This window comes from Streptomyces physcomitrii (genome assembly GCF_012273655.1).
In the GTDB taxonomy this organism is placed as follows: domain Bacteria; phylum Actinomycetota; class Actinomycetes; order Streptomycetales; family Streptomycetaceae; genus Streptomyces; species Streptomyces physcomitrii.
In genome coordinates this window covers 65,793-92,683 of record NZ_JAAWWP010000025.1, presented here as the reverse complement: position 1 = coordinate 92,683, position 26,891 = coordinate 65,793, and the positions used below count along the sequence as shown (strand labels likewise).

The window sequence follows — 26,891 nt, the reverse complement described above, 5'->3', positions numbered from 1 at the left end:
GAGACCAACGCCGAGCGCATCGAGCACCTGCGGATGATCCGCGACGTGCAGGACCGCACCGGCGGCTTCCGCGCCTTCATCCCGTACACCTACCAGCCCGAGAACAACCACCTGAAGGGCCGCACCCAGGCCACGGTCTTCGAGTACCTGCGGATCCTCGCGGTGGCGCGGCTCTACCTGGACAACGTGGCGCACATCCAGGGTTCGTGGCTGACCACGGGCAAGGAGATCGGGCAGCTGTCGCTGCACTACGGTGCGGACGACCTGGGTTCGATCATGCTGGAGGAGAACGTGGTCTCCTCGGCCGGTGCCAAGCACCGCTCCAACCGCCTGGAGATCATCGATCTGATCCGCCGTGCGGGCCGGGTTCCCGCGCAGCGGGCCACCACCTACGAGCACTTGGTGGTCCACGAGGACCCGGCGAACGACCCGGTCGACGACCGCGTGGTCTCGCACATCTCCTCCACCGCCATCGAGGGCGGCACCGCCCACCCCGAACTCAAGCTGCTGGCCCCCAACTGACCGGCCCCGATCCGGGCCGGGCCGCCCGGAGGCGGACCACGCGATGCTGACCCTGCACCTGGCCGAGGCCTCGCCCGGCACCGCGGTCCTCATCTCCGGTGCGCGGATCGAGGCGGTCGGGCCGGGTGAGGAGCTGGCCGCCGCGTACCCGGGGGCGCGGGAGCGGCGGTGGCCCGGACTCCTCACGCCCGGCCTTGTGCACCCCTTCGGGCCGGAACTCCTGGAGCGGACCTACCATCCCGATCCGCGCGAGGCCGCCGACCTCGGCACCGAGCCGCTGACCGGCGCGGCCGCGGCGGAACTCCTCGCCGCCGACCCCTCCCGGCCGGGCGCCAGCGCCCGGCGCGGAGTCCAGCGGCTGCTCGCCCACGGTGTGGTCGCCCTTGCGGGTGAACTGCGGCTGCGCGCCGCCCTGGACGCGGTACGGCGCTCCGGGCTGACCCAGGTGGCCTGGACCGGGGGGTCGGAGGGGGCGGCCGTCCACATGCCCGGAGTCGGCACGGGGATCAGTACCGGTGCCGGGACCGCGACCGTCAGCGGCACGGAGAGCGGGACCCGGCCGGGCACCGGCACAGATGCGGCGATCGGCACAGATGTGGCGATCGGCACTGATGCGGCGATCAGCACCGATATTGCGACCGGCACCGATACGGCGGCCGTCACCGGGAGCGCGGCCCGTCCGGGCAGGACGGCTGGTCCGGGCAGTGCGGCTGGTCCGGGCAGTGCGGCCGGTTCTGGCAGTGCGACCGGTCCGGGTGAGGGCGGGTGGTCCGTGTTCGATCCGTACGCCTGCGGGGTGCCGGTGGTCACCGGGGCGCGGCTGGTCGCGGGCGGTCCGGCGGCCTTCGCCGTCTTCGACGCCGCGGACCTCCGGGAACTCGCCGAGCGGGGCGGCTCCTGCTGTGTGGCCACGGTGCTCGGCGGGCGGTTGGTGCACCGCCGCCGGTGAGCCGGGGGCTTGCTGCCACAATGGGTGCGTGACCCGCGCATCCCTGGACAAGCAGCCGCACGAAGTCGCCTCGATGTTCGACGACGTGGCGGACCGGTACGACCTCACCAACGACGTGCTGTCGCTCGGGCAGGCCCGGTTGTGGCGCCGCGAGGTGGCCAAGGCTGTGGACGCCCGCCCGGCCCAGAAGATCCTGGACCTCGCCGCCGGCACCGCCACCTCCTCGCTGCCCTTCGCGCAGACCGGCGCCTACGTGGTGCCCTGCGACTTCTCCCTCGGCATGCTCCAGGTCGGCAAGCGCCGCCACCCCTGGCTGCCGCTCACCGCGGGTGACGCGACCAAGCTGCCGTTCCAGGACGACACCTTCGACGCCGTCACCATCTCCTTCGGCCTGCGCAACGTCCAGGCCACCGAGTCCGCGCTGCGCGAGCTGTACCGGGTGACCCGCCCCGGCGGCCGGGTCGTCATCTGCGAGTTCTCGCAGCCGACCTGGGCCCCCTTCCGCACCGTCTACACCGAGTACCTGATGCGCGCCCTGCCGCCGGTGGCCCGCGCGGTCTCCTCCAACCCGGAGGCGTACGTCTACCTCGCCGAGTCGATCCGCGCCTGGCCCGACCAGCCCGCGCTGGCCGCCCTGCTGCAGAAGGCCGGCTGGTCGAAGGTGGCCTGGCGCAATCTCAGCGGGGGGATCGTGGCCCTGCATCGCGGGGTCAAGCAGGGCTGAGAGGGCGGGGGCGTCCCTCGGCGGTCGGGGGAGGCGCCTTGCGGCCTTCCGACAGCGGAAGGTCCCGGCAGCCGGAGGCCCCGCTTTCCGGCAGCCGGAGGCCCCGGCCTTACCGGCAGCCGGTGGTCCCGGCCTTGCGGTAGGCCAGGCTCCCAGTGGTGCGGCAGCGGGGCTCCTGGCCTCGTCGCAGCGGGACTCTCTGCCTTGCCGTAGCCGGTGGTGGCAACTCCCGCCGATCGGGCGGTGGTTGCGCGGTCTCCTCGCTCTCGCGCTTCCCGTCCCGGATACCAAGGGGCGGCGTTCGACCCGGCCTTGAGCGTGCCGTCCTGCCAACTCCCTTACCTATCCCGGCGGTTCCGGGATTTCCTGGTGATCACGGGAACCGGAACCCCCGGGAAATATGTCCGTTGTTCACGAACCCGTGGGCGTGTCATCCGCTCGTGACGCGCCGTCACCGGGGCCCCGGCCCCGGTGGGTTCGCCTCCCCGTCCGCTCAACGCCTCACTCGGAGCATCCCCATGGCGTCCTGCCCGCACTGCGGTGCCCAGGCTCCCGACGAGGCCCGTTACTGCATGCAGTGCGGGCGTCAGCGCAGACCGGAGGCGGCCGAGACCGCCCCCGCCTCAGGAGCCGCCCCCGAAGCCGACCGGCCCGCCTCCGCCGACCCCGCCGACTCCGCCGCCGACTCCGGTCAGCCGAGCGGTGACGGAGGCCCGGAGGACCGCGAACTCCCGCAGAACCCGGGGGACTTGGCGGAACCCGAGGACTCGCACGGCCGGCCGGACGCGGGCGGCCCCCGGCCCGGGGAAACGGTCCACGCCGCGTTCATCACCGAGGTGACCGTGGTCGCGGAGGACGCCGACTCTCAGGCGGGGAAGGGCAGTTCGGCCACCCCGGAGCACCCGCCCACCGCGACCGACTCGCCTGCGGCACCACTCACCGGGGCCGACTCCGACGCTGCCGCTCCTCCGTCCTCCGGGGCCGACTCCGACGCTGCCACTGCTCCGTCCTCTGGCTCTGCCACGGCTCCGTCCGCTGGTGCCGACTCCGGCTCGGCCACGGCCCCGTCCGCCGGGTCCGACTCGGGGTCTGCCACGGCCTCACCAGCCGAGGCCACTCCGTCCGCGAAGCCCACACCGCTGACGAAGCCCACCCCGCTCGTGAAGACCTCTCCTACGACGCCCCCGCCCACCGAGGCCCCGTCCGCGGAGGCCCCACCCACAGAGCCCCCATCCATAGCGCCTCCAACCGCGAAGTCCGGTACGGAGGACGCCAGTTCGGGCCGCCCGGGCACCGCCCCGAGCCCGCCCGAGCAGTCCCCGCCCGCCCCCGCCCAGACCCCTCCGACCCCGCAGCAACCCCCCGCGCACCCGCCCACGGTGACCGGACTCTCGGCCCCGTCGGGCCCGTCGGCCCTTCCCACTCCGCCCGCGCAGCCCCCGATGCCCGGCGCTCCCGCCCAACCCTCCGCCGCCGGCCTGTTCTTCGGGCGGATGCTGCGCGGTGACTGGGCCGGGGCCGCCCAAGCCGCCTTCGTACCGCTGGGGGTGCTGCTCCTCGGGGCGTTCGCGCTGGCCCTGCCCAAGTACGGGCAGGGGGACGAGGTGGTCGTCGGGTACACCGACCGGATGCGGATCGCGCTCGCCCTGCTGCTCAAGTCGGTCGGCGGCGGCTTCTCGCTCGGGGTGGAGGTGAACCGGCCCGCCAACCCCTTCGGCTCGGGCGGCGGTTCGGACGGGCCGTACGGCTCCGGTGGTGTCTACGGCGGAGGCGGCGCCGAGGAGGCGCTGTCCGGCAGCGCCACGCTCTCCCTGGTGCCCTTCACGGTGACCCTGCTGTGGATCGTCGCCCTGGTCTTCGGTGTCCGTCTGCTGCGCGGCCGGCTGCGGCAGGGCGGGGCGGCCTGGGGTCCGACCGCCGGTCTGGAGGCGGCAGTTCGCCTCGCCCTCCTGGTGGGGGCGGGCACCCTGGTGCTGGCCCTGGTGGCGCAGCCCGACCTCCAGGAGGCCGAACTCAGCTCCGCGCCCCTCCTGTCGACGCTGGGCGCGCTGCTGCTCGCCCTGCTGATCGGCGGCGGGATGCTGGAGCGCGAGCGGCTGCGCTGGTGGCTGGCGGCGCGGCCGGGTGCGCGGACCGCGCTACGGGCGGGCGGCACCGCGCTGCGGGCCCTGGGCGCGGCGCTCGCGCTCAGCGCCCTGGTCGCCTTCCTCGCCCTCACCCAGGTCGACGACCTGGACGAGCTGACCGATCTGAACGGCAGCGGGATCAGCCCGCTGCTCGCCGCCCTGCTCCTGCTGCCCAACATCGCCGTCAGCGGCCTCTCCCTCGCCTGGGGCGCGCCCGTGGAGGCCGAGGCCTCCGGGTCGAGGGGCCTCGGCGGCGGCTCCGACCGGGCGAGCTTCGGCCTCTCGGAGCTGGCGGAGGTGACGAGTTCCGGTGCCGTCGTGGGCGCGCTCGCGCTCGGCACCGTCTGCGCGCTGCTCATCGGGATCGTCACCGCCCGCCGCTCCGCCGGGCGCGGCGAACAGCTGCTCGCGGCGGGCCTGAGCTACCTCGGCTTCCTGCTCCTCGTCGCCCTCGGCGGCATCGGGGTCGAGGGCGCGGCGAGCCCGGGCGGCCCCGGGGGCGGCGGTTCCGTCGAGGCCGGTACGCCGTTCCCGGAGGCGATGCTCTTCGGCCTGCTGTGGATCGGCGCGGCCACCTTCCTCGCCCCCTTCCTGCTCCGCCTCTCCCCGAGCGGCGGCCAGGCCCCGGGCGTGGCTGCGGCCCCCGGCACACCCATGGCCCCGGGCACCACCGGAGCCCCGACCGTCCCCCCGGCCCCCGGAGCCTTCGCGGCCCCGGGCACCCCACCCTCCACATCGGCCACTCCCGCCGCACCGGCAATCTCCGCCGCACCGGCAACTCCCGCCGCATCAGCAGCCCCCGGCACACCTGCCGCCCTCACCTCACCCACTCCACCCACCTCACCCACCCCACCCGCAACTCCCGCCACCCCGGCCCCAGTTGCCCTCACCCCCCAGCAGGCCCACCCCGCCGAGCAGGCCCCCACCCCGTACCCGTACCCGTACGCGTACCCCGCCGAGCAGGTGCCCGGGCCGTACCCGGGGCCCTATCAGCTCGGCCCCGTCGAGGCGGGCGCGGGGCGTGGGCCGGGTGGGGGCCGGCGGCGGAGTCCGGCCGTGGTGTGGTCGGCGACGCTGGTCTGCGCGCTGCTGCTCGGCGGGGGCGCCGCGGCCGGGGTGGTCCTCTGGGACCGGGACGGCGGCGACGGGAAGCAGCGCGACGACAAGGCCGGTTCCGGGCCCTCCCGGCCCGGCGAGGACCGCGAGGACCCGGCCGGGGGCGCCACGGACGATCCGGCCGGGGCCGAGGACCCGGCGGGGGACCCGGCGACCGGGGATCCGGGAACCCAGGACCCCGGGACCCAGGACCCGGATGTCGCCGAGGAGCCCACGGGGGCGGCGAGCGTGCCCGCCGGGTACCACGAGGTGTCCAGCCCGATGGGCTACTCCTTCGCGGTGCCGGACGGCTGGCAGAAGCGCAAGGTCGAGCGCGGCACCCAGACCGTCTTCGCCCCCTCCGCCGGGCCGGAGAGCTTCGTGGTCGGGGTGATCACCGACGCCGGGTACACCTCGTACGACAACTTCCTCAGCATGGAGCGGACCGCGAAGAAGCGGCACGGGGACTACCGGCGGATCCGGCTGGAGCCGAACATCTTCCAGGGGCGGTCCGGGGCCCTCTGGGAGTACACCTACACCGATGAGGCGGGGCGGCTGATCCACGCCAAGGACCAGGGATACGTGGACAGTTCGGGCACCGAGTACGCCACCCAGCTGCTCGGGCCCGACGAGGACTGGGACACCACCCTGAGCGGTGCCTTCGACACGGCCCTCGGCACCTGGCGGCTGTCCGGCAGCGGCTGAGCGGGCGGGCGCCGGGGCGGGGGAGTGCCGCCCGCCCCGGCGCCCGGCGTCACAGCGCCAGCCGGTAGCAGTGGCCCTCGCGCCGGGAGACCGGGGTCAGGAAGGTCTCCGCGAGCTCCATGCCGAGGCGGCGGGTGACCGCCACCGAGCGCGCGTTGCGGGCGTCCACCATGGCGACGACCCGGCCGACGCCCGCCGCGCGCAGCCGCTCCAGGGTGGCCTCGGCGGCGGCGGTGGCATAGCCCCGGCCCCAGTGGTCCCGGCCGAGCCGCCAGCCGATCTCGATCTCGCCCTCGGGGCCCCAGCTGTGCGGCCAGGGCTGGGCGCCGGTGAAGCCGAGGACCTCGCCGCCGGGGCCGAGCATGGTCCACAGGCAGAAGCCGCGCTCGGCGTCGTGGCGGCGCTGCCGGGCGGTCAGCTCCTCGTAGACGGACAGCTCCGCGGAGCGGCCGCCGTGGAATTCCATGACCTCGGGGTCGGCGAAGACGCGATGCCAGGCGTAGGCGTCCTCGTCGGTGGGAACCCGCAGGTCGACCGCGGGAAGCGGCCGGTCCGGCGCCACCGCGGTGCGCGGTGCGGTCAGCGAGCCCGGTGTTCTCGGTTCTGTCACGAGCGGCCCTTCGGCTGGGTGAGCGGTGCCGCTGAATAGACTGCCCGTGTCCTGTGCCCCTCGGCACGCGGAATACTGAAAACCCATGGCCCGAGAATTCCGACAGTGGGGAGTGCCCGCCGTGACCGAGCTTCTTGCCGACAACTCCGCGGATGTCATCGTCGTAGGGGCCGGCCCCGCCGGTTCGACGACCGCCTATCACCTCGCCAAGGCCGGACTCGACGTCCTGCTCCTGGAGAAGACGGCCTTTCCGCGCGAGAAGGTCTGCGGCGACGGGCTGACACCGCGTGCCGTCAAGCAGCTCGTCGCGATGGGGATCGACATCTCCGAGGAGGCGGGCTGGCTGCGCAACAAGGGCCTGCGGATCATCGGCGGCGGCGTCCGGCTCCAGCTCGACTGGCCCGATCTGGCGACGTACCCGGACTACGGCCTGGTGCGCAAACGCGACGACTTCGACGAGCAGCTCGCCCGCCAGGCGCAGAAGGCCGGGGCCCGCCTCCACGAGCGCTGCAACGTCGGCTCCCCGATCACCGACGAGCGCACCGGGCACATCACCGGGGTGCGCGCCAAGCTCGGCGAGGACAAGAAGGAGGTCAGCTTCCACGCCCCGCTGGTCATCGCCGCGGACGGCAACTCCACGCGGATCTCCCTGCAGATGGGCCTGCACCGCCGCGAGGACCGGCCGATGGGCGTCGCGGTGCGCACCTACTTCACCTCGCCCCGGCACGACGACGACTACCTGGAGTCCTGGCTGGAGCTGTGGGACCGGCGCGACGGCCAGGAGCGGCTGCTGCCCGGCTACGGCTGGATCTTCGGCATGGGCGACGGCACCTCCAACGTCGGCCTCGGCGTCCTCAACACCACCGCCGCCTTCAAGGAGCTGGACTGGCGCGAGGTCCTCAAGACCTGGTGCGCCTCGCTGCCCGAGGACTGGGGCTACACCGAGGAGAACATGACAGGGCCGATCCGCGGTGCCGCCCTCCCGATGGCCTTCAACCGCCAGCCGCACTACACCAAGGGCCTGATGCTGGTCGGCGACGCGGGCGGACTGGTGAACCCGTTCAACGGCGAGGGCATCGCGTACGCCATGGAGTCCGGCCAGATCGCCGCGGACGTGGTGGTCCAGGCGCACGCCCGCGCCACCCGCGAGCAGCGCGAACTCGCCCTGCAGAACTACCCGAAGGTCCTCAAGCAGACCTACGGCGGCTACTACACGCTCGGCCGCGCCTTCGTGAAGCTGATCGGCAACCCCAAGGTCATGAGGATCGCCGCCGAGCGCGGTCTCACCCACCCGCTGCTGATGAAGTTCACCCTGAAGATGCTCGCCAACCTCACCGACCCGAGCGGCGGCGACGCGATGGACCGCATCATCAACGGCCTGAGCCGGGTGGCCCCGAAGGCCTGAGCGCCCCGAGTCCCCGCCGTCCGCGCGCCGGTTCCGGTACGTACGCGCACGGCTCTGCGGCCCGGTTCGTCCCCGAGGGGGGGCGGGCCGGGCCGTCCGCGTTGCGGGGGCCTGGCCGACTGCGGGTGTGGACCTGCCGGCGCCGGGCGTCGATCTGTCCGGCGGCGGGGGTAAATCGGTGCAGAGCGGGGCTTATCGGGGTGCCGGATCCCTGATCGGGCCGCCGCCCGCCCCTCGTTCCGCGGCGCGTCCGCCCTGCCGGGCCCCTGGGGCCGCCGCTGACGGCCTCGACGGGGCCGGGAGAGGGGCGGGGCGGCCCGGGCGGTTCCCCGGCCTCTGAGGGGCGCTCTCCGGGCGCCGGGAGAGGCGCGGTCGCGGTACGCGCGGTTGCCGGGGCGTGAACGGGCCCCCGCGGGGCGGCTGTTCGGAGTGCGCGAAAGCGTACGTACCGGGGCGGAATCCCTCGACATTCGCGGGAGCCCGTATACGGGCGAAGGCCGCCGCTCCCGGTGGGGGAGAGGCGGCCTTCGTCTGTGTCGTCGGGGCCCGTGCGGAACCCCGGTCGTTCAGTGGCGGGTCCGGTGGCTCACAGGACGCGGATCGCGCCGCTGGCCGGGTAGCCCGAGAGGTCCTGGATCACGACGCCCTTGGAGGGGTTCGCGGCGTCCAGGTACTGGCCGTTGCCGAGGTAGACGCCGACGTGGTGGGCGCTGCCCGCGCCGCCCCAGTACAGGATGTCGCCGGCCTGGGCGCTGGAGACCGAGACCTGGGTGCCCGCGGTCGACTGCTCCTGCGAGGTGCGCGGGAGGCTGACGCCGGCCTGCTGGAAGGCGGCCTGGACGAGGCCGGAGCAGTCCCAGGAGCTGGGTCCGGTGCCGCCCATGACGTAGGGCTTGCCGAGCTGGGCCTTGAGGAAGGAGATGACCGTGCTGACGCTGCCGCTGGACGGCGTGGCGACGGGGGTGAGCGCGGTGCGGGCGGAGGAACGGTTCGCCCGCTGCTCGGCCGCGCGGGCGGCCTTCTCCTTCGCCTCCTCGGCGGCCTTCTTCTTGGCCTCCTCGGCCTTGCGTTCCGCGGCGGCCTGGTCCTTCTTGGCCTGCTTCACGGCGCGTTCGGTCGCGGTCTCGCGGGTGGCCTGCAGCTCGTAGGTGTCGGCCGCCTGCTGGATCTGCGCGGCGGACTCGGCGGTCTGCGTGGACAGGCCCTCGGTGAGGGTGGGCAGCTCGATGGTCTCGGTGGCCGGTTCCGCCGCGTTCGCGGGGCCCGCCGCACCGGCCACTGCCAGGGTGCTGAGGAAGCCACCGGCAACTCCGGCCCGCAGTGCCAGCTTCGACTGACTGCGGCGGGGCTTCCGGTGGCTGCGTATGTGAGCGCTGTGGGACATGGGACAACCGCTATCAGGGCTCCACCGTTACCTTCAAGAAACGTGGGCTGCGCCACAGTTACCGTTTTGTCCGGTCGAACCCCGCCCCGAGAGCCCCTTATTGACGCCGTAACGGGCAATGCGGACGCGACCCTTCCCGTCTCTGTGCACGGGCTATTCGTGATACGTCCGAATTGCCCCGCGCCTACCACCCGTTGGGAAGATTGGCCAAGCCCCGTTCCTCGGCCAGGGTGGCCGATGTGGCGCAGGTCACGGAACGCTCACAGGGTGGGCCGCGTCCGCTCGTGAATCCGCGCACGTACCCGGCACACGTCCACGATCATCACCGGATCTCCTTCCGGCGGGTGAATCCGCGCCCTCTATCAAGATGGTGTGTCCAGCACCAATTTTGTGCGATTCGCCGGGACTTGATAATGCGCGACCCGTCCCCTACGTCGCCTACTGGGCTGGATGTCACGTCTCGTGGTCACTCGGGTGTCTCCGGTGTGAACTGCGGGGTGGCACTGCGTGCATGATCCACAGGCTCGTGGTGCAGATCACAAAGATCGTCTTGTACCCCGTGTCGCAGATCACAGACGGGCGGGCATAGGATGCACGGCAGTTGGGCTTGTGACCTGCTTCACATGCGCGCGATCTTCAGGAATCCGCACACCAGGCGGCTTCCGGAGGCGGGCGCACCGCACGGGACGCGGAGGGGAGCGGGAGGGCCCGGCGTCGCCGAAGCAGTCAAAGCCGACTGAGAGGAGCGGGGAGCGGTGAACGCGTATGCGCCCATCCTCGTACTGGGAGCCCTGGGGGCCGCCTTTGCGATCTTCTCCGTGATCGCGGCCTCGCTCATCGGCCCGAAGCGGTACAACCGGGCCAAGCTGGAGGCCTACGAGTGCGGTATCGAGCCGACCCCGACTCCGGCCGGTGGCGGGCGATTCCCGATCAAGTACTACCTGACGGCGATGCTCTTCATCGTCTTCGACATCGAGATCGTCTTCCTCTACCCGTGGGCGGTCACCTTCGACGCGCTGGGCCTCTTCGGCCTCGTCGAAATGCTGCTGTTCGTGGTCACGGTCTTCGTCGCCTACGCCTATGTCTGGCGCCGCGGCGGCCTGGAGTGGGACTGAACACCGCGAAAGACGCAAGCTGGTCTTGAAGGGGCATTAAGGGGCAACCAATGGGACTCGAAGAAAAACTGCCGAGCGGTTTTCTGCTGACCACCGTCGAACAGGCCGCGGGCTGGGTGCGCAAGTCGTCCGTCTTTCCCGCCACCTTCGGCCTGGCGTGCTGCGCCATCGAGATGATGACCACCGGCGCGGGACGCTACGACCTCGCACGCTTCGGCATGGAGGTCTTCCGCGGCTCCCCGCGGCAGGCGGACCTGATGATCGTGGCGGGCCGCGTCAGCCAGAAGATGGCGCCGGTGCTGCGGCAGGTCTACGACCAGATGCCCAACCCCAAGTGGGTCATCTCCATGGGGGTCTGCGCCTCCTCCGGCGGCATGTTCAACAACTACGCGATCGTCCAGGGCGTCGACCACGTCGTCCCGGTCGACATCTACCTGCCGGGCTGCCCGCCGCGCCCCGAGATGCTGATCGACGCGATCCTCAAGCTGCACACCAAGATCCAGGGCTCCAAGCTCGGCGTGAACGCCGCGGAGGCCGCCCGGGAGGCCGAAGAGGCCGCCCTCAACGCACTGCCGACCATCGAGATGAAGGGGCTGCTGCGGTGAGCGGGACCTCTCCGGGCGACAAACCCGACGGCGAATCCACCGGCCCGGACGCGGGGGTGAACCCCGAGGCGGACCTGAACGCCCAGAACCTGCCCGGCCAGCGCGGCGAGGGCGGCGAGGAGATCCGCGTCCAGCGCGGCATGTTCGGCGCCAACAACGGCGGCGACACCTCCGGCTACGGCGGCCTGGTCCGCTCGATCCGGCTGCCCGGCGCGGCCAGCCGCCCGTACGGGGGCTGGTTCGACGAGGTCGCCGACGAGCTGGAGGGCGCCCTGGAGGAGCAGGGGCTCGTCCCCGAGAACGCCATCGACAAGACGGTGGTCGACCGCGACGAGCTGACCTTCCACATCCACCGCGAACACCTGGTGCAGGTTGCCCGCACCCTGCGTGACGACCCGGCGCTCCGCTTCGAGCTGTGCACCGGCGTGAGCGGGGTGCACTACCTGCACGACAAGGGCCGCGAGCTGCACGCCGTCTACCATCTGCGTTCGCTCACGCACAACCGGCTCATCCGCCTGGAGGTCAGCGCCCCCGACGCGGACCCGCACATCCCCTCGCTGGTCGCGGTGTACCCGACCAACGACTGGCACGAGCGCGAGGCCTACGACTTCTTCGGTCTCGTCTTCGACGGCCACCCCGCGCTGACGCGGATCATGATGCCGGACGACTGGCAGGGCTTCCCGCAGCGCAAGGACTACCCCCTCGGCGGCATCCCCGTCGAGTACAAGGGCGCCCAGATCCCTGCTCCGGACCAGCGGAGGTCGTACTCGTGAGCACCGACTCCCCCCACGCGGCCGACTGGGGCGACGCCTCCTCCGCCGCACGCGAGACCACCGAGGGGACCGTCTACACGGTCACCGGCGGCGACTGGGACGAGGTCGTCCGGTCCGCCGCCAAGGCCGACGACGAGCGCATCGTCGTCAACATGGGCCCCCAGCACCCCTCCACGCACGGCGTGCTCCGCCTGATCCTGGAGATCGACGGCGAGACGGTCACCGAGGCCCGCTGCGGCATCGGCTACCTGCACACCGGCATCGAGAAGAACCTCGAATTCCGCAACTGGACGCAGGGCACCACCTTCGTCACGCGGATGGATTACCTGACGCCCTTCTACAACGAGGCCGCCTACTGCCTCGGCGTGGAGAAGCTCCTCGGCATCCAGGACGAGATCCCGGAGCGGGCGAACATCATCCGGGTCCTCCTGATGGAGCTGAACCGCCTCTCCTCGCACCTGGTGGCCATCGCCACCGGCGGCATGGAGCTGGGCGCGACCACCATCATGATCTACGGCTTCCGCGATCGTGAACTGATTCTCGATCTCTACGAGCTGATCACCGGCCTGCGGATGAACCACGCCTACATCCGCCCCGGCGGCCTCGCCCAGGACCTGCCGCCCGGCGCCCCGGAGGCGATCCGCGAGTTCCTGAAGACCATGCGCAAGAACCTCCCGGAGTACGACAAGCTCGCCACCGGGAACCCGATCTTCAAGGGCCGCATGCAGGACGTCGGCTACCTCGACCTCGCGGGCTGCATGGCCCTCGGCGCCACCGGCCCCGTCCTGCGCTCCGCGGGCCTGCCGCACGACCTGCGCAAGTCCAGCCCCTACTGCGGCTACGAGACCTACGACTTCGAGGTCCCCACCACCGACACCTGCGACTCCTACGGGCGCTTCCTCATCCGTATCGAGGAGATGCGGGAGTCGCTGAAGATCGTCGAGCAGTGCCTGGACCGGCTGCAGCCGGGCCCGGTGATGGTCGGCGACAAGAAGATCGCCTGGCCGGCGCAGCTCGCGCTCGGCCCGGACGGGCTCGGCAACTCCCTCGACCACATCAAGAAGATCATGGGCACCTCCATGGAGTCCCTGATCCACCACTTCAAGCTGGTGACCGAGGGCTTCCGGGTCCCGCCGGGACAGGCGTACACCGCGGTGGAGTCCCCCAAGGGCGAACTCGGCGTGCACGTCGTCTCCGACGGCGGCACCCGGCCCTTCCGGGTCCACTTCCGCGACCCGTCCTTCACCAATCTGCAGGCCATGGCGGCGATGTGCGAGGGCGGCCAGGTCGCCGACGTCATCGTCGCCGTCGCGTCCATCGACCCCGTGATGGGAGGCGTCGACCGGTGACGACCACACCCGCGAGCCACGAGGTGAGCCTGGGCATGCCCCAGCTGCCCGCCCCCGCGTACCCGGCCGAGGTGCGCGCCCGCCTGGAGGCCGACGCGCGCGAGGTCATCGCCCGCTACCCGGACTCCCGCTCGGCGCTGCTGCCGCTGCTGCACCTGGTGCAGTCCGAGGAGGGCCATGTCACGCGCACCGGAATGCAGTTCTGCGCGGACGTCCTCCAGCTGACCACCGCCGAGGTCACCGCGGTCGCCACCTTCTACACCATGTACCGGCGCAAGCCGGGCGGCGACTACCAGGTCGGGGTCTGCACCAACACGCTGTGCGCGGTGATGGGCGGCGACGCCATCTTCTCCGCGCTCCAGGAGCACCTCGGCGTCGGCAACGGCGAGACCACCGAGGACGGCAAGGTCACCCTCGAACACATCGAGTGCAACGCGGCCTGCGACTTCGCTCCGGTCCTGATGGTCAACTGGGAGTTCTTCGACAACCAGACCGTCGAGTCCGCCAAGCGCCTGGTCGACGAGCTGCGGGCCGGAGCCACCGTCGAGCCCACCCGCGGCGCCCCCCTGTGCACGTACAAGGAGACCGCCCGCATCCTCGCCGGATTCCCCGACGCGCGCGAGGGCGCCGTCGAGGCCGGCGGCAGCGGCGGCCCCGCCTCCCTGATCGGGCTGCGCCTGGCCAAGGGCGAGAGCCCCCAGCCGCGCGTGGTCCACCCGCGCGGACAGGACGCCGGACCGACCCGGGACACCGCGCACCAGTCCTCGCCGGGCGAGCACCTCAGCTCGCACGACGCCCCGCAGGAGACCTCGGCCTCCGACCCCGCCCACCCCGCGGGCCCCGCTGCCGAGGAGGGGGAGTGATGACCTTGACCACCGACAACGGCGACACCGCGGCGTCCGGCGGCGCGGACCTGAGCCCCGAGGAGCTGCTCGCTCCGGTGCTCTCCGCCTTCTGGGACGAGGAGAAGTCCTGGTCCCTGGAGGTCTACCGCCGCCACGAGGGATACGAGGGGCTGCGCAAGGCGCTCGCCATGGCCCCGGACGACCTCATCGCCTATGTGAAGGACTCCGGTCTGCGCGGCCGCGGCGGCGCGGGCTTCCCCACCGGCATGAAGTGGCAGTTCATCCCGCAGGGCGACGGCAAGCCGCACTACCTCGTCGTCAACGCCGACGAGTCCGAGCCCGGCACCTGCAAGGACATCCCCCTCCTCTACGCCAACCCGCACTCCCTCATCGAGGGCATCGTGATCGCCTGCCACGCGATCCGCTCCTCGCACGCCTTCATCTACCTGCGCGGCGAGGTCGTCCCCGTACTGCGCAGGCTGCACGAGGCCGTGCGCGAGGCCTACGAGGCCGGTTACCTCGGCAAGAACGCGCTCGGCGAGGGGCTCGACCTCGACCTCACCGTGCACGCGGGCGCCGGGGCCTACATCTGCGGCGAGGAGACCGCGCTCCTCGACTCCCTCGAAGGGCGCCGCGGCCAGCCGAGGCTCCGGCCGCCCTTCCCCGCCGTCGCCGGCCTCTACGCCTGCCCCACGGTGGTGAACAACGTCGAGTCCATCGCCTCGGTTCCCGCGATCCTGAACAAGGGCAAGGACTGGTTCAGGTCCATGGGCAGCGAGAAGTCCCCGGGCTTCACGCTGTACTCGCTCAGCGGCCATGTCGCGGGCCCCGGCCAGTACGAGGGCCCGCTCGGCATCACCCTGCGCCAGCTCCTCGACATGAGCGGCGGCATGCGGCCCGGGCACCGCCTGAAGTTCTGGACCCCGGGCGGCTCCTCCACCCCGCTGCTCACCGACGAGCACCTCGACGTCCCCCTGGACTACGAGGCCGTCGGCGCCGCCGGATCGATGCTCGGCACCAAGGCCCTGCAGTGCTTCGACGAGACCACCTGCGTGGTCCGCGCCGTCACCCGCTGGACCGAGTTCTACGCCCACGAGTCCTGCGGCAAGTGCACCCCCTGCCGCGAAGGCACCTACTGGCTCGTGCAGTTGATGCGCGACCTGGAGGCGGGCAAGGGCACCCACGCCGACCTCGACAAGCTCGCCGACATCGCCGACAACATCAACGGCAAGTCCTTCTGCGCCCTCGGCGACGGCGCCGCCGCGCCGATCATCTCCTCGCTGCACTTCTTCCGCGCGGAGTACGAGCAGCACATCGACGAGAAGGGCTGCCCCTTCGACCCGGCCCGGTCCACCGCCTGGGCCGACACCCACACGGAGGTGAACGCATGACGGTCACCACAGGCGCTCCCTCCGGCGGGGCGTCGGGCAAAGAGGCCCCGGTCGCCGAGGACCTCGTGACCCTGACCATCGACGGCTCCGAGATCAGCGTGCCCAAGGGCACCCTGGTCATCCGGGCCGCCGAGATGCTCGGCATCGAGATCCCGCGCTTCTGCGACCACCCGCTGCTCGACCCGGCCGGTGCCTGCCGCCAGTGCATCGTCGAGGTCGAGGGCCAGCGCAAGCCGATGGCCTCCTGCACCATCACCTGCACCGACGGCATGGTCGTCAGCTCCCAGCTGACCTCGCCGGTCGCGGAGAAGGCGCAGCGCGGGGTGATGGAGCTGCTGCTCATCAACCACCCCCTGGACTGCCCGGTCTGCGACAAGGGCGGCGAGTGCCCGCTGCAGAACCAGGCCATGTCGGTGGGTGACGCCGACTCCCGCTTCGAGGGGAGGAAGCGGACCTTCGAGAAGCCGGTGCCGATCTCCACCCAGGTGCTCCTGGACCGCGAGCGCTGCGTGCTGTGCGCGCGCTGCACCCGCTTCTCCAACCAGGTCGCCGGCGACCCGATGATCGAACTCCTCGAACGCGGCGCCCTCCAGCAGGTCGGCACCGGCGAGGGCGACCCCTTCGAGTCGTACTTCTCCGGCAACACCATCCAGATCTGCCCGGTCGGCGCGCTGACCTCGGCGGCGTACCGCTTCCGCTCCCGCCCCTTCGACCTGGTGTCCTCGCCGAGCGTGTGCGAGCACTGCGCCGGGGGCTGCGCCACCCGCACCGACCACCGGCGCGGCAAGGTCATGCGGCGCCTGGCCGCCGACGACCCCGAGGTCAACGAGGAGTGGATCTGCGACAAGGGCCGCTTCGGCTTCCGCTACGCGCAGCTCAAGGACCGCCTCACCACCCCGCTCATCCGTGACGCCGCCACCGGTCAACTGCGGAGCGCCAGCTGGCCGGAGGCCCTGGAGGCCGCCGCGAGCGGACTGGCCGCGGCCCGCGGCCGGGCGGCCGTGCTCACCGGCGGCCGGCTGACCGTCGAGGACTCCTACGCGTACAGCAAGTTCGCCCGGGTCGCCCTCGACACCAACGACGTCGACTTCCGGGCCCGCGTGCACAGCGCCGAGGAGGCCGACTTCCTGGCCGCCTTCGTCGCCGGGCGCGGCCGCGACCTGGACGGTACGGGCGTCACGTACACCCTGCTCGGCAAGGCGCCCGCGGTGCTGCTCGCCGGGATCGAGGCGGAGGAGGAGGCACCCGGTGTCTTCCTGAGGCTGCGCAAGGCCTGGCGCAAGCACGGCCAGCGCACCTTCGCCCTCGCCACCCACGCCACCCGGGGCCTGGAGAAGGCGGGCGGCACCCTGCTGCCCGCCGCCCCCGGCACCGAGACCGAGTGGCTGGACGCCCTCGCCACCGGCACCGGCCTCGAAGGCGACGGCAGCCGGGCCGCCGAGGCGCTGCGCGAGGAGGGCGCCGTCCTCGTCGTCGGCGAACGCCTCGCCGCGGTGCCCGGCGCGCTCACCGCCGCCGCCCGCACCGCCGCCGCCACCGGCGCCCGGCTGGTGTGGATCCCGCGCCGGGCGGGTGAGCGCGGCGCCGTCGAGACCGGCGCGCTGCCCGCGCTGCTGCCCGGCGGGCGCCCGGCCACCGACCCGCGCGCCCGGGACGAGGTCGCCGCCGTCTGGGGCCTGGCCCGGCTCCCGCACCGCCACGGCCGCGACACCGGGCAGATCGTCGAGGCCGCCGCGAGCGGCGAGCTCGGCGCGCTGCTCGTCGGCGGCGTCGAGATCGACGACCTGCCGGACCCGGCACGCGCCCGTACCGCGCTCAAGGAGGCCGCCTTCGTGGTCTCCCTGGAGCAGCGGCCGAGCGAGGTCACCGAACGGGCCGATGTGGTCCTGCCGGTCGCCGCCGTCGCCGAGAAGTCCGGCACCTTCCTCAACTGGGAAGGCAGGGCGCGGATGTTCGAGGCCTCGCTCAAGCCCGACCAGATGACCCGGACCCTGGCCCCCCAGGACCTGCGCGTGCTGCACATGCTCGCCGACGCCATGGACATCCACCTGGGCCTGCCCGACGTCCGCACCGCCCGCGCCGAACTCGACCGCCTCGGCGGCTGGGACGGCCCGCTCGCCACCGGGCCCAGCGGGACCACGGCCGCGCTGCCCCGGCCCGGTCAGGGCGAGGCGGTGCTCGCCGGGCACCGGCTGCTGCTCGACCGCGGCCGGCTCCAGGAGGGCGACGAGGCGCTGGCCGGCACCCGGCACGCCGCCGTCGCCCGGCTCTCCGCGGCCACCGCCGCCGAGACCGGAGTCGCCGACGGCCAGGCCCTGAAGGTCACCGGACCCGAGGGCAGCGTCGAACTGCCGCTGCTCGTCACGGAGATGCCCGACCGGGTGGTCTGGCTGCCGCTGAACTCCACCGGCCACGGCGTGGCCGCCGACACCGGAGCGCGGCCCGGCCAGCTCGTGCGCCTCGCCCCCGCCACCGACGGGGCCACCGCGATCTCGGAGGTGACGTCATGATGCCGCTCGCCCAGGAAGACCTGTCGCTGTTCGGCACCGACCCGTGGTGGCTGGTGGTCATCAAGGCGGTCTTCTGCTTCGCCTTCCTGATGGTGACCGTGCTCTTCTCCATCGTGTGGGAGCGCAAGGTCGTCGCCTGGATGCAGCGGCGCATCGGCCCCAACCGGCACGGCCCCTGGGGCCTGCTGCAGTCGCTGGCCGACGGCATCAAGCTGATGCTGAAGGAAGACGTCATCGTCAAGCGCGCGGACAAGGTCGTCTACGTCCTCGCGCCGATCGTCGCCGCGGTCCCCGCGTTCATGGCGATCGCGGTGATCCCCTTCGGGCCCTCCGGCAACGAGGTCTCGATCCTCGGCCAGCGCACCACCATGCAGCTCACCGACCTGCCGATCGCGATGCTCTACATCCTCGCGGTCGCCTCCGTCGGCATCTACGGCATCGTCCTCGCGGGCTGGTCCTCCGGCTCCACGTATCCGCTGCTCGGCGGGCTGCGCTCCTGCGCGCAGATGATCTCGTACGAGATCGCGATGGGCGCCGCCTTCGCCTCCGTCTTCCTCTACTCCGGGTCGATGTCGACCTCGGCGATCGTGGAGGGCCAGCAGGACCGCTGGTACATCCTGCTGCTGCCGGTCTCCTTCCTCCTCTACATCATCACGATGGTCGGCGAGACCAACCGCGCGCCCTTCGACATGCCGGAGTCCGAGGGCGACCTCGTCGGCGGCTTCAACACCGAGTACTCCTCCATCAAGTTCGCGATGTTCATGCTCGCCGAGTACGTGAACATGGTGACGGTCTCCGCGGTCGCCACCACCCTCTTCCTCGGCGGCTGGCGCGCACCCTGGCCGGTCAGCACCTTCTGGGAGGGCGCCAACCACGGCTGGTGGCCGATGCTCTGGTTCGTCCTCAAGGTCCAGCTGCTGCTGTTCGGCTTCATCTGGCTGCGCGGCACCCTGCCCCGGGTCCGCTACGACCAGCTGATGAAGCTCGGCTGGAAGGTGCTCATCCCGGTCTCGGTGGTCTGGCTGATGCTGGTCGCCACCGTGCGGGCGCTGCGCAACGAGGACTACGACTTCGCCGAGATCGCGCTCTACGTCGGCGGCGCCGTGATCGCCCTGCTGCTGATCTCCTTCGTCGTCGACATCCTGCGCGACAACCAGGAGAAGCGCGAGAAGGCCGAGTCCGTCGCCCACCCGCCCGAGCCGGAGGTCTTCGACCCGATGGCCGGCGGCTTCCCCGTACCGCCGCTGCCGGGGCAGAGCCTGCCGCCGGTGCCGCGCAGGCCCTCGCGCCAGCGCGACCTCGTTGTCAGTGGCGGCCCCAATACTGACAGTGACGGAAAGGAGGCGTCCGATGGCTGAGCAGTCCTCAGTGCCCGAGAAGCCCGGCAAGGGCGGCGAAGTGGCCCCGGCCGGGGCGGAGTCCGGCGGCCGGTCCGCCGAACCGGCCGGGTTCCAGAACCCGGTGGCCGGCTTCGGCGTGACCTTCAAGGCCATGTTCAAGAAGCGGCTCACCGAGCAGTACCCCGAGCAGCCCAAGACCACCGCACCGCGCTTCCACGGCCGGCACCAGCTCAACCGCCACCCGGACGGCCTGGAGAAGTGCGTCGGCTGCGAGCTGTGCGCCTGGGCCTGCCCCGCCGACGCCATCTACGTGGAGGGCGCCGACAACACCGACGAGGAGCGCTACTCGCCGGGCGAGCGGTACGGACGCGTCTACCAGATCAACTACGCCCGCTGCATCCTGTGCGGGCTGTGCATCGAGGCCTGTCCGACCCGCGCGCTCACCATGACCAACGAGTTCGAACTCGCCGACTCCAGCCGCGAGAACCTGATCTACACCAAGGAGCAGCTGCTCGCCGGGCTCGACGAGGGCATGGTCGACAGCCCGCACGCGATCTACCCGGGCACCGACGAGCAGGACTACTACCGGGGCCTGGTCACCGAGGCCGCCCCCGGCACCGAGATCCAGACCGCGACCTCCAAGGGCGAGAAGCCGGACTCCGAGGGGGTGGACGCATGAGCACCCTCGCCGCCGCCACCACCTCCACCGGTGAGGCCGTCCAGTTCTGGATCCTCGGCACCGTCGCGGTGCTCGGCGCCCTGTGCACCATCCTGATGCGCCGGGCCGTGCACAGCGCGCTCTGCCTCGCCGGGACGATGATCATCCTCGCGGTCTTCTACCTGGCCAACGGCGCCTACTTCCTCGGCATCGTGCAGATCGTCGTCTACACCGGCGCGATCATGATGCTGTTCCTCTTCGTGGTCATGCTCATCGGCGTCAGCGCCGCGGACTCCCTGAAGGAGACCATCAAGGGCCAGCGCTGGCTGGCCGCGCTGTGCGGAATCGGCTTCGGCGTCCTGCTGATCGCCGGGATCGGCAACGCCTCGCTGACCGAGTTCAGCGGACTGACCCGCGCCAACTCCGGCGGGAACGTCGAGGGCCTGGCCACCCTGATCTTCACCAAGTACGTCTTCGCCTTCGAGATCACCGGCGCCCTGCTCATCACCGCCGCGGTCGGCGCGATGGTCCTCACCCACCGTGAGCGCACCGAACGCGCCAAGACCCAGCGCGAGTTGTCCGAGCAGCGCATCCGGGACGGCGTCCACCTGCCGCCGCTGCCCGCCCCCGGCGTCTACGCCCGGCACAACGCGGTCGACATCGCGGGCCTGCTGCCCGACGGCTCCCCCTCGGAGCTGACCGTCAACAAGACGCTGCGCGCCCGCGGCCAGATCCGCGACGTCTCCAGCGAGGCGCTGAACGACCTCAAGGCCCTCGAACAGCGGTCCACCGAGCGCCTGGAGCGGCCGACCTCCGAGGAGGCATCGAAGTGAACCCGGTCAACTACCTGTATCTGGCGGCACTGCTGTTCAGCATCGGTGCCACCGGCGTACTGATCAGGCGGAACGCGATCGTGGTGTTCATGTGCGTGGAGCTGATGCTCAACGCCTGCAACCTCGCCTTCGTCGCCTTCTCGCGCCTGCACGGAAACCTCGACGGCCAGATCATCGCCTTCTTCACGATGGTCGTCGCCGCCGCGGAGGTCGTCGTCGGACTCGCGATCATCGTGTCGCTGTTCCGCTCCCGCCACTCGGCCTCGGTCGACGACGCCAGCCTGATGAAGCTCTAAGGGGTCAGCTCGTGGAGAACCTGATCGCGCTGCTGATCGCGGCGCCACTGCTCGGAGCCGCCGTGCTCCTGTGCGGCGGGCGGGCGCTGGACCGCACCGGGCATCTGCTCGGCACCCTGCTGTCCCTCGCCTCCTTCGCCTTCGGGCTCGTCCTGTTCACGGACATGCTCGGCAAGGACGCGGAGGAACGCGCCCTGCACCAGCACCTGTTCAGCTGGATCCCCGTCGAGGGCTTCCAGGCCGACGTCGCCTTCCAGCTGGACCAGCTGTCGATGACGTTCGTGCTCCTGATCAGCGGGGTGGGCACGCTCATCCACATCTACTCGATCGGGTACATGGAGCACGACGAGCGGCGCCGCCGCTTCTTCGGCTACCTGAACCTGTTCCTCGCGGCGATGCTGCTGCTGGTCCTCGCCGACAACTACCTCCTGCTGTACGTCGGCTGGGAGGGCGTCGGCCTCGCCTCGTACCTGCTCATCGGCTTCTGGCAGCACAAGCCCAGCGCCGCCACCGCCGCGAAGAAGGCCTTCCTGGTCAACCGCGTCGGCGACATGGGCCTGTCCATCGCCATCATGCTGATGTTCACCACCTTCGGGACCTTCGCCTTCGGGCCGGTCCTCGAGGCCACCGGGGACACCGGCGAGGGCAAGCTCACCGCGATCGCGCTGATGCTGCTGCTCGCCGCCTGCGGCAAGTCCGCCCAGGTGCCGCTGCAGTCCTGGCTCGGCGACGCGATGGAGGGCCCGACCCCGGTCTCCGCCCTCATCCACGCCGCCACCATGGTCACCGCGGGCGTCTACCTGATCGTGCGCTCCGGGGCGATCTTCAACGCCGCCCCCGACGCCCAGTTGGTCGTCACCATCGTCGGCGCGGTCACGCTGCTCTTCGGTGCGATCGTCGGTTGCGCCAAGGACGACATCAAGAAGGCGCTCGCCGGATCGACGATGTCGCAGATCGGCTACATGGTCCTCGCCGCGGGCCTCGGCCCCATCGGCTACGTCTTCGCGATCATGCACCTGGTCACCCACGGCTTCTTCAAGGCCGGGCTCTTCCTCGGCGCCGGATCCGTGATGCACGGCATGAACGACGAGGTCGACATGCGCCGCTACGGCGGGCTGCGCAAGTACATGCCGGTCACCTTCGTCACCTTCGGACTCGGCTACCTCGCCATCATCGGCTTCCCCGGCCTGTCCGGCTTCTTCTCCAAGGACAAGATCATCGAGGCGGCCTTCGCCAAGGGCGGCACCGAGGGCTGGATCCTCGGCTCGGTGGCCCTGCTCGGCGCCGCGATCACCGCCTTCTACATGACCCGCGTGATGCTGATGACCTTCTTCGGCGAGGAGCGCTGGCGCAAGCAGGCCGCGATCGCCTCGGGCGCGGGCGAGGACTACCAGGAGCCCCACCCGCACGAGTCGCCCAAGTCGATGACGATCCCGATGATCATCCTCGCCTTCGGCTCGGTCTTCGCGGGCGGCTTCTTCAGCATCGGCGACCGCTTCCTGCACTGGCTGGAGCCGGTCACCGCACACGAGCACGGCCACCCGCCGATCAGCGCGGGCGCCGTCACCGGCGCCACCGTCGCGGTGCTCGTCCTCGGGGTGGCCGCCGCCTGGCTGATGTACGGCAGGCGCCCGGTGCCCGCCGTCGCCCCGCGCGGCTCGCTGCTCACCCGGGCGGCCCGCCGCGACCTGCTCCAGGACGACTTCAACCACGTCGTCCTGGTCCGCGGCGGCGAGCACCTCACCCGCTCCCTGGTCTACCTCGACCACTCCCTGGTCGACGGCGCCGTCAACGGCACCGCGGCCTCCGTCGGCGGACTCTCCGGCCGGCTGCGCAGGCTGCAGAACGGCTACGTCCGTAGCTACGCCGTCTCGATGTTCGGCGGTGCCGCACTGATCGTCGCCGCGACCCTGCTGATGAGGGCGGTCTGATTCCCATGTCCTTTCCTCTGCTGACCGCGACCGCGGCCCTGCCCGCCCTCGGTGCCGTCGCCACGGCCGCCGTCCCCGCGGGCAAACGCAACGCCGCCAAGTCCCTGGCGCTGCTCGTCTCGCTCGCCACCCTCGGCCTCGCCGTCGCCGTCCTGGTCCGCTTCGACCCGGACGGCGGGCGGTACCAGCTCACCGAATCCCACTCCTGGATCAAGGACTTCGGGGTCCGCTACGAGCTGGGCGTCGACGGCATCGGGGTGGCCCTGCTCGCCCTGACCGCGCTGCTCATCCCGTTCATCATCCTGGCGGGCTGGCACGACGCGGACCCCCTGGAGACGAGCTCCTCGCGCTGGCGTCCGACCCAGGGCTTCTTCGCCCTGATCCTCGCCGTCGAGGCGATGGTGATCCTCTCCTTCGAGGCCACCGACGTCTTCCTCTTCTACATCTTCTTCGAAGCCATGCTCATCCCGATGTACTTCCTCATCGGCGGCTTCGGAGACCGCGCCCACCCGCACCAGGACGAGAAGACCGCCGCCGCCCAACGCTCGTACGCGGCGGTCAAGTTCCTCCTCTACAACCTGGTCGGCGGCCTGATCATGCTGGCCGCGGTGATCGGCCTCTACACGGTCGCGGGCAGCTTCTCGCTCACCGAGATCGCCGAGGCCCGGGCCGACGGCTCCCTCGACATGGCGACCTCCACCGAGCGCTGGCTCTTCCTCGGCTTCTTCTTCGCCTTCGCGGTGAAGGCCCCGCTGTGGCCGCTGCACACCTGGCTGCCCAACGCCATGGGCGAGTCGACCGCGCCGGTCGCCGTGCTGATCACCGCGGTCGTCGACAAGGTCGGCACCTTCGCGATGCTCCGCTTCTGCCTCCAGCTCTTCCCGGAGGCCTCCAAGTGGGCCACCCCCGCGATCCTGGTGCTCGCCGTGATCAGCATCGTCTACGGCGCCCTGCTCGCGGTCGGCCAGCGCGACATCAAGCGCCTGGTCGCGTACGCCTCGATCTCCCACTTCGGGTTCATCATCCTCGGCATCTTCGCGATGACCTCCCAGGGCCAGAGCGGCGCCACCCTCTACATGGTCAACCACGGCATCTCCACCGCCGCCCTGATGCTGGTCGCCGGATTCCTCATCTCCCGGCGCGGCTCGCGGCTCATCGCGGACTACGGCGGGGTGCAGAAGACGGCGCCGCTGCTGGCCGGCACCTTCCTCATCGGCTCCCTCGCCACCCTCTCGCTGCCCGGACTCGCCCCGTTCATCAGCGAGTTCCTGGTCCTGGTCGGCACCTTCTCGCGGTACCCGGCCATCGGCATCATCGCCACCTTCGGCATCGTGCTCGCCGCCCTGTACTCCCTCGTCCTCTACCAGCGGACGATGACCGGCCCGGTGAAACCGGAACTCGCCAAGATCCCCGATCTGCGGGTCCGTGAACTGGCCGTGGTCGTCCCGCTGATCGCACTGCTCGTCTTCCTCGGCGTCTACCCGAAGCCGCTGACCGAGCTCGTCGACCCGGCGGTGAAACACACCATGTCCGACGTCCAGAAGAAGGATCCCCGGCCCGACGTGGAGGCGTCCAAGTGAGCGCATCGGCCGTCCACAGCCTGTGGACAATGGCGGCCACCGCGCCCGCCAGCAACGAGATCGGCAAGATCGACGCACCCAAGATCGAGTACGCCCAGCTGTCGCCCACGCTGATCGTCATCGGCGCGGCCCTCATCGGCATCCTCATCGAGGCCTTCGTACCGCGCCGGTCCCGCTACTACGCGCAGGTCGGCACCGCCGTCCTCGCCCTGGTCGCCGCCTTCATCGCGGTACTCGCCCTCGCCGCCGACGGCTACGGCACCACCAAGGCGCACATCGCCGCCATGGGCGCCGTCGCCGTCGACGGACCCGCCCTCTTCCTGCAGGGCACCATCCTGCTCGCCGGGCTCGTCGCGATCTTCACCTTCGCCGAGCGCAGGCTCGACCCGGCCGCCCACGGCAACCAGGTCGACTCCTTTGCCGCGCAGGCTGCCTCGGTCCCCGGCAGCGACTCCGAGAAGGCCGCCCTGAAGGCCGGGTTCACCACCACCGAGGTGTTCCCGCTGGCCCTCTTCGCCATCGGCGGCATGCTCGTCTTCCCCGCGGCGAACGACCTGCTGACCCTCTTCATCGCCCTGGAAGTCTTCTCCCTGCCGCTGTACCTGCTGTGCGCGCTCGCCCGCCGCAACCGGCTCATGTCGCAGGAAGCCGCCGTCAAGTACTTCCTCCTCGGCGCCTTCGCCTCCGCCTTCACCCTCTTCGGCATCGCCCTGCTCTACGGCTACTCCGGCTCCGTCTCCTACGCCCGGATCGCCGGCGTCGTCGACGGCAGCGTGCAGGACATCGACCCGGCGCTCGCCGACACCATGGGCAACGACGCGCTGCTCCTGATCGGCGCCGCGCTCGTCGTCATGGGCCTGCTCTTCAAGGTCGGCGCGGTCCCCTTCCACATGTGGACCCCGGACGTCTACCAGGGCGCCCCCACCCCCGTCACCGGCTTCATGGCCGCCGCCACCAAGGTCGCCGCCTTCGGCGCCCTGCTCCGCCTGCTGTACGTGGTGCTGCCGGGCCTGCGCTGGGACTGGCGGCCGGTCATGTGGGGCGTCGCCATCGTCACCATGCTGGGCGGCGCGATCGTCGCCATCACCCAGACCGACATCAAGCGGCTGCTCGCGTACTCCTCCATCGCGCACGCGGGCTTCATCCTCGCCGGTGTCATCGCCATGAACCCGGAGGGCATCTCCTCGGTCCTCTTCTACCTCGCCGCGTACTCCTTCGTGACCATCGGCGCCTTCGCCGTGGTCACCCTGGTCCGCGACGCGGGCGGCGAGGCGACCCACCTGTCGAAGTGGGCGGGGCTCGGCCGCCGCTCCCCGCTCGTCGCGGCGGTCTTCGCGGTCTTCCTGCTCGCCTTCGCGGGTATCCCGCTGACCTCCGGTTTCGCCGGAAAGTTCGCGGTGTTCAAGGCTGCGGCGGAGGGCGGCGCCGGTCCGCTGGTGGTCGTCGGTGTGCTCTCCTCGGCGGTCGCGGCCTTCTTCTACATCCGCGTCATCGTGCTGATGTTCTTCAGCGAGCCCCAGCCCGGCGGCCCCACGGTCGCGGTGCCCTCCGCGCTGACGACCACGGCCATCGCGGTCGGCGTCGCGGTCACCCTGGTGCTCGGCGTCGCCCCGCAGTACTTCCTGGACCTGGCGGGTCAGGCGGGAGTCTTCGCCCGGTAGCCCGCTCGGCGCGCGTCTCCGAAACCGAAGGCCCCTTCCGCTCGGCGGAAGGGGCCTTCGCGCCGCGCTCGGCCCGCACTGGAGATGCGGACTCCCCGCACTGTCGTGATGCTGGAGTGAGGCCCAGAAGCTAGGAGGACCACATGTCCATGATGGACAAGCTGAAGCAGATGCTCAAAGGCCACCCCGAGCAGACCGGCAAGGGCATCGACAAGGCAGGGGACTTCGTCGACGGCAAGACCGGCGGCAAGTACAAGGGCCAGGTCGACTCCGTACAGGACAAGATGAGGGACCAGTACGGCGGTGGCAGCGGCGGCGGTGGCGGAAAGGGCGAGGACCGCCCCTCGCACTGACCCGCTCCTCGCACTGTCCCGGCCCTCGCGCTGACCTGGGGGCCGCGCCGACCCGAGGACCGCGCTGACCGCGGGGGACGGGTCCGCCCGCGCCTCCACCCGCGTCCCGGCGTGCTGGCGCCGCTGCCCGT

Annotated in this window: 21 protein-coding genes and 2 pseudogenes; 21 read left to right on the top strand and 2 right to left on the bottom strand. The window is 71.5% G+C overall.

Annotated elements, in window-relative coordinates; genetic code table 11:
* The 5 genes and pseudogenes from HFV08_RS28225 to HFV08_RS28210 all read left to right on the top strand — a co-directional run.
* Positions 1-522, top strand: a 522-nt coding sequence (locus HFV08_RS28225; protein ID WP_376770747.1) for a radical SAM protein, incomplete at its 5' end; no start/stop codon positions are given.
* 43 nt (positions 523-565) lie between these two features.
* Positions 566-961 (top strand): annotated as a pseudogene (locus HFV08_RS28220) (imidazolonepropionase-like domain-containing protein); the annotation flags it as partial.
* Between the two features lie 538 nt (positions 962-1,499).
* Positions 1,500-2,195, top strand: a complete 696-nt coding sequence (locus tag HFV08_RS28215; protein ID WP_168543278.1) for a demethylmenaquinone methyltransferase — start codon at positions 1,500-1,502, stop codon at positions 2,193-2,195.
* A gap of 518 nt (positions 2,196-2,713) precedes the next feature.
* Positions 2,714-2,779: pseudogene (locus HFV08_RS32615) on the top strand (zinc-ribbon domain-containing protein); the annotation flags it as partial.
* A gap of 858 nt (positions 2,780-3,637) precedes the next feature.
* Complete coding sequence (locus HFV08_RS28210) at positions 3,638-6,121, top strand: serine/threonine kinase C-terminal domain-containing protein (RefSeq protein ID WP_246342142.1); 2,484 nt, start codon at positions 3,638-3,640, stop codon at positions 6,119-6,121.
* Between the two features lie 49 nt (positions 6,122-6,170).
* On the opposite strand, the gene HFV08_RS28205 is transcribed toward HFV08_RS28210, so the two are convergent.
* Positions 6,171-6,731 (bottom strand): GNAT family N-acetyltransferase, encoded by a 561-nt coding sequence (locus HFV08_RS28205; protein WP_376770746.1) that lies wholly within the window; start codon positions 6,729-6,731, stop codon positions 6,171-6,173.
* Between the two features lie 121 nt (positions 6,732-6,852).
* Here HFV08_RS28205 and HFV08_RS28200 point away from each other — a divergent pair, with 121 nt between their 5' ends.
* Positions 6,853-8,136, top strand: coding sequence for a geranylgeranyl reductase family protein (locus HFV08_RS28200; RefSeq protein ID WP_040249606.1), 1,284 nt, complete (start codon positions 6,853-6,855; stop codon positions 8,134-8,136).
* A gap of 586 nt (positions 8,137-8,722) precedes the next feature.
* Here the strand turns inward: HFV08_RS28200 and HFV08_RS28195 are convergent.
* Complete coding sequence (locus tag HFV08_RS28195; RefSeq protein ID WP_168543275.1) at positions 8,723-9,520, bottom strand: C40 family peptidase; 798 nt, start codon at positions 9,518-9,520, stop codon at positions 8,723-8,725.
* Positions 9,521-10,275: 755 nt separating this feature from the next.
* On the opposite strand from HFV08_RS28195, the gene HFV08_RS28190 reads away from it, so the two are divergent.
* From HFV08_RS28190 to HFV08_RS28120, 15 genes are all read left to right on the top strand, one after another.
* Positions 10,276-10,635: an NADH-quinone oxidoreductase subunit A gene (locus HFV08_RS28190; protein ID WP_040249601.1), complete on the top strand. Its 360-nt coding sequence runs from the start codon at positions 10,276-10,278 to the stop codon at positions 10,633-10,635.
* Positions 10,636-10,685: 50 nt separating this feature from the next.
* Complete coding sequence (locus HFV08_RS28185; RefSeq protein ID WP_040249598.1) at positions 10,686-11,240, top strand: NuoB/complex I 20 kDa subunit family protein; 555 nt, start codon at positions 10,686-10,688, stop codon at positions 11,238-11,240.
* Entirely contained in the window at positions 11,237-12,013 is a 777-nt protein-coding gene (locus tag HFV08_RS28180; protein ID WP_052482260.1) for an NADH-quinone oxidoreductase subunit C, read from the top strand. Before HFV08_RS28185 ends, HFV08_RS28180 begins: the two co-directional genes overlap by 4 nt.
* Positions 12,010-13,362, top strand: a complete 1,353-nt coding sequence (locus HFV08_RS28175) for an NADH-quinone oxidoreductase subunit D (protein ID WP_040249593.1) — start codon at positions 12,010-12,012, stop codon at positions 13,360-13,362. Before HFV08_RS28180 ends, HFV08_RS28175 begins: the two co-directional genes overlap by 4 nt.
* Before the next feature lie 35 nt (positions 13,363-13,397).
* A complete protein-coding gene (gene nuoE, locus HFV08_RS28170) occupies positions 13,398-14,225 on the top strand; it encodes an NADH-quinone oxidoreductase subunit NuoE (protein WP_210430900.1) in 828 nt (275 codons plus the stop codon).
* Positions 14,225-15,598, top strand: coding sequence for an NADH-quinone oxidoreductase subunit NuoF (gene nuoF, locus HFV08_RS28165; protein ID WP_168543273.1), 1,374 nt, complete (start codon positions 14,225-14,227; stop codon positions 15,596-15,598). The genes nuoE and nuoF overlap by 1 nt, the downstream gene beginning before the upstream one ends.
* Entirely contained in the window at positions 15,595-18,108 is a 2,514-nt protein-coding gene (locus HFV08_RS28160) for an NADH-quinone oxidoreductase subunit G (protein WP_168543272.1), read from the top strand. The genes nuoF and HFV08_RS28160 overlap by 4 nt, the downstream gene beginning before the upstream one ends.
* Positions 18,105-19,466, top strand: coding sequence for an NADH-quinone oxidoreductase subunit NuoH (nuoH, locus tag HFV08_RS28155; RefSeq protein WP_168543271.1), 1,362 nt, complete (start codon positions 18,105-18,107; stop codon positions 19,464-19,466). The genes HFV08_RS28160 and nuoH overlap by 4 nt, the downstream gene beginning before the upstream one ends.
* Complete coding sequence (gene nuoI / locus HFV08_RS28150; protein ID WP_210430888.1) at positions 19,459-20,127, top strand: NADH-quinone oxidoreductase subunit NuoI; 669 nt, start codon at positions 19,459-19,461, stop codon at positions 20,125-20,127. The genes nuoH and nuoI overlap by 8 nt, the downstream gene beginning before the upstream one ends.
* Positions 20,124-20,939, top strand: coding sequence for an NADH-quinone oxidoreductase subunit J (locus HFV08_RS28145; protein ID WP_168543270.1), 816 nt, complete (start codon positions 20,124-20,126; stop codon positions 20,937-20,939). Before nuoI ends, HFV08_RS28145 begins: the two co-directional genes overlap by 4 nt.
* Complete coding sequence (gene nuoK, locus HFV08_RS28140) at positions 20,936-21,235, top strand: NADH-quinone oxidoreductase subunit NuoK (protein WP_168543269.1); 300 nt, start codon at positions 20,936-20,938, stop codon at positions 21,233-21,235. Before HFV08_RS28145 ends, nuoK begins: the two co-directional genes overlap by 4 nt.
* Positions 21,236-21,246: 11 nt before the next feature.
* The gene (gene nuoL, locus HFV08_RS28135; RefSeq protein WP_168543268.1) at positions 21,247-23,166 is read left to right on the top strand and encodes an NADH-quinone oxidoreductase subunit L; all 1,920 of its coding nucleotides are present in this window, start codon (positions 21,247-21,249) and stop codon (positions 23,164-23,166) included.
* 5 nt (positions 23,167-23,171) lie between these two features.
* Positions 23,172-24,746, top strand: a complete 1,575-nt coding sequence (locus HFV08_RS28130) for an NADH-quinone oxidoreductase subunit M (protein ID WP_168543267.1) — start codon at positions 23,172-23,174, stop codon at positions 24,744-24,746.
* Positions 24,743-26,407 carry an NADH-quinone oxidoreductase subunit NuoN gene (nuoN, locus tag HFV08_RS28125; RefSeq protein ID WP_168543266.1) on the top strand — a complete coding sequence of 555 codons (1,665 nt, stop codon included), beginning with the start codon at positions 24,743-24,745 and terminating at the stop codon, positions 26,405-26,407. Before HFV08_RS28130 ends, nuoN begins: the two co-directional genes overlap by 4 nt.
* 143 nt (positions 26,408-26,550) lie before the next feature.
* Positions 26,551-26,760, top strand: coding sequence for an antitoxin (locus HFV08_RS28120; protein WP_168543265.1), 210 nt, complete (start codon positions 26,551-26,553; stop codon positions 26,758-26,760).
* Positions 26,761-26,891 lie beyond the last annotated feature (131 nt).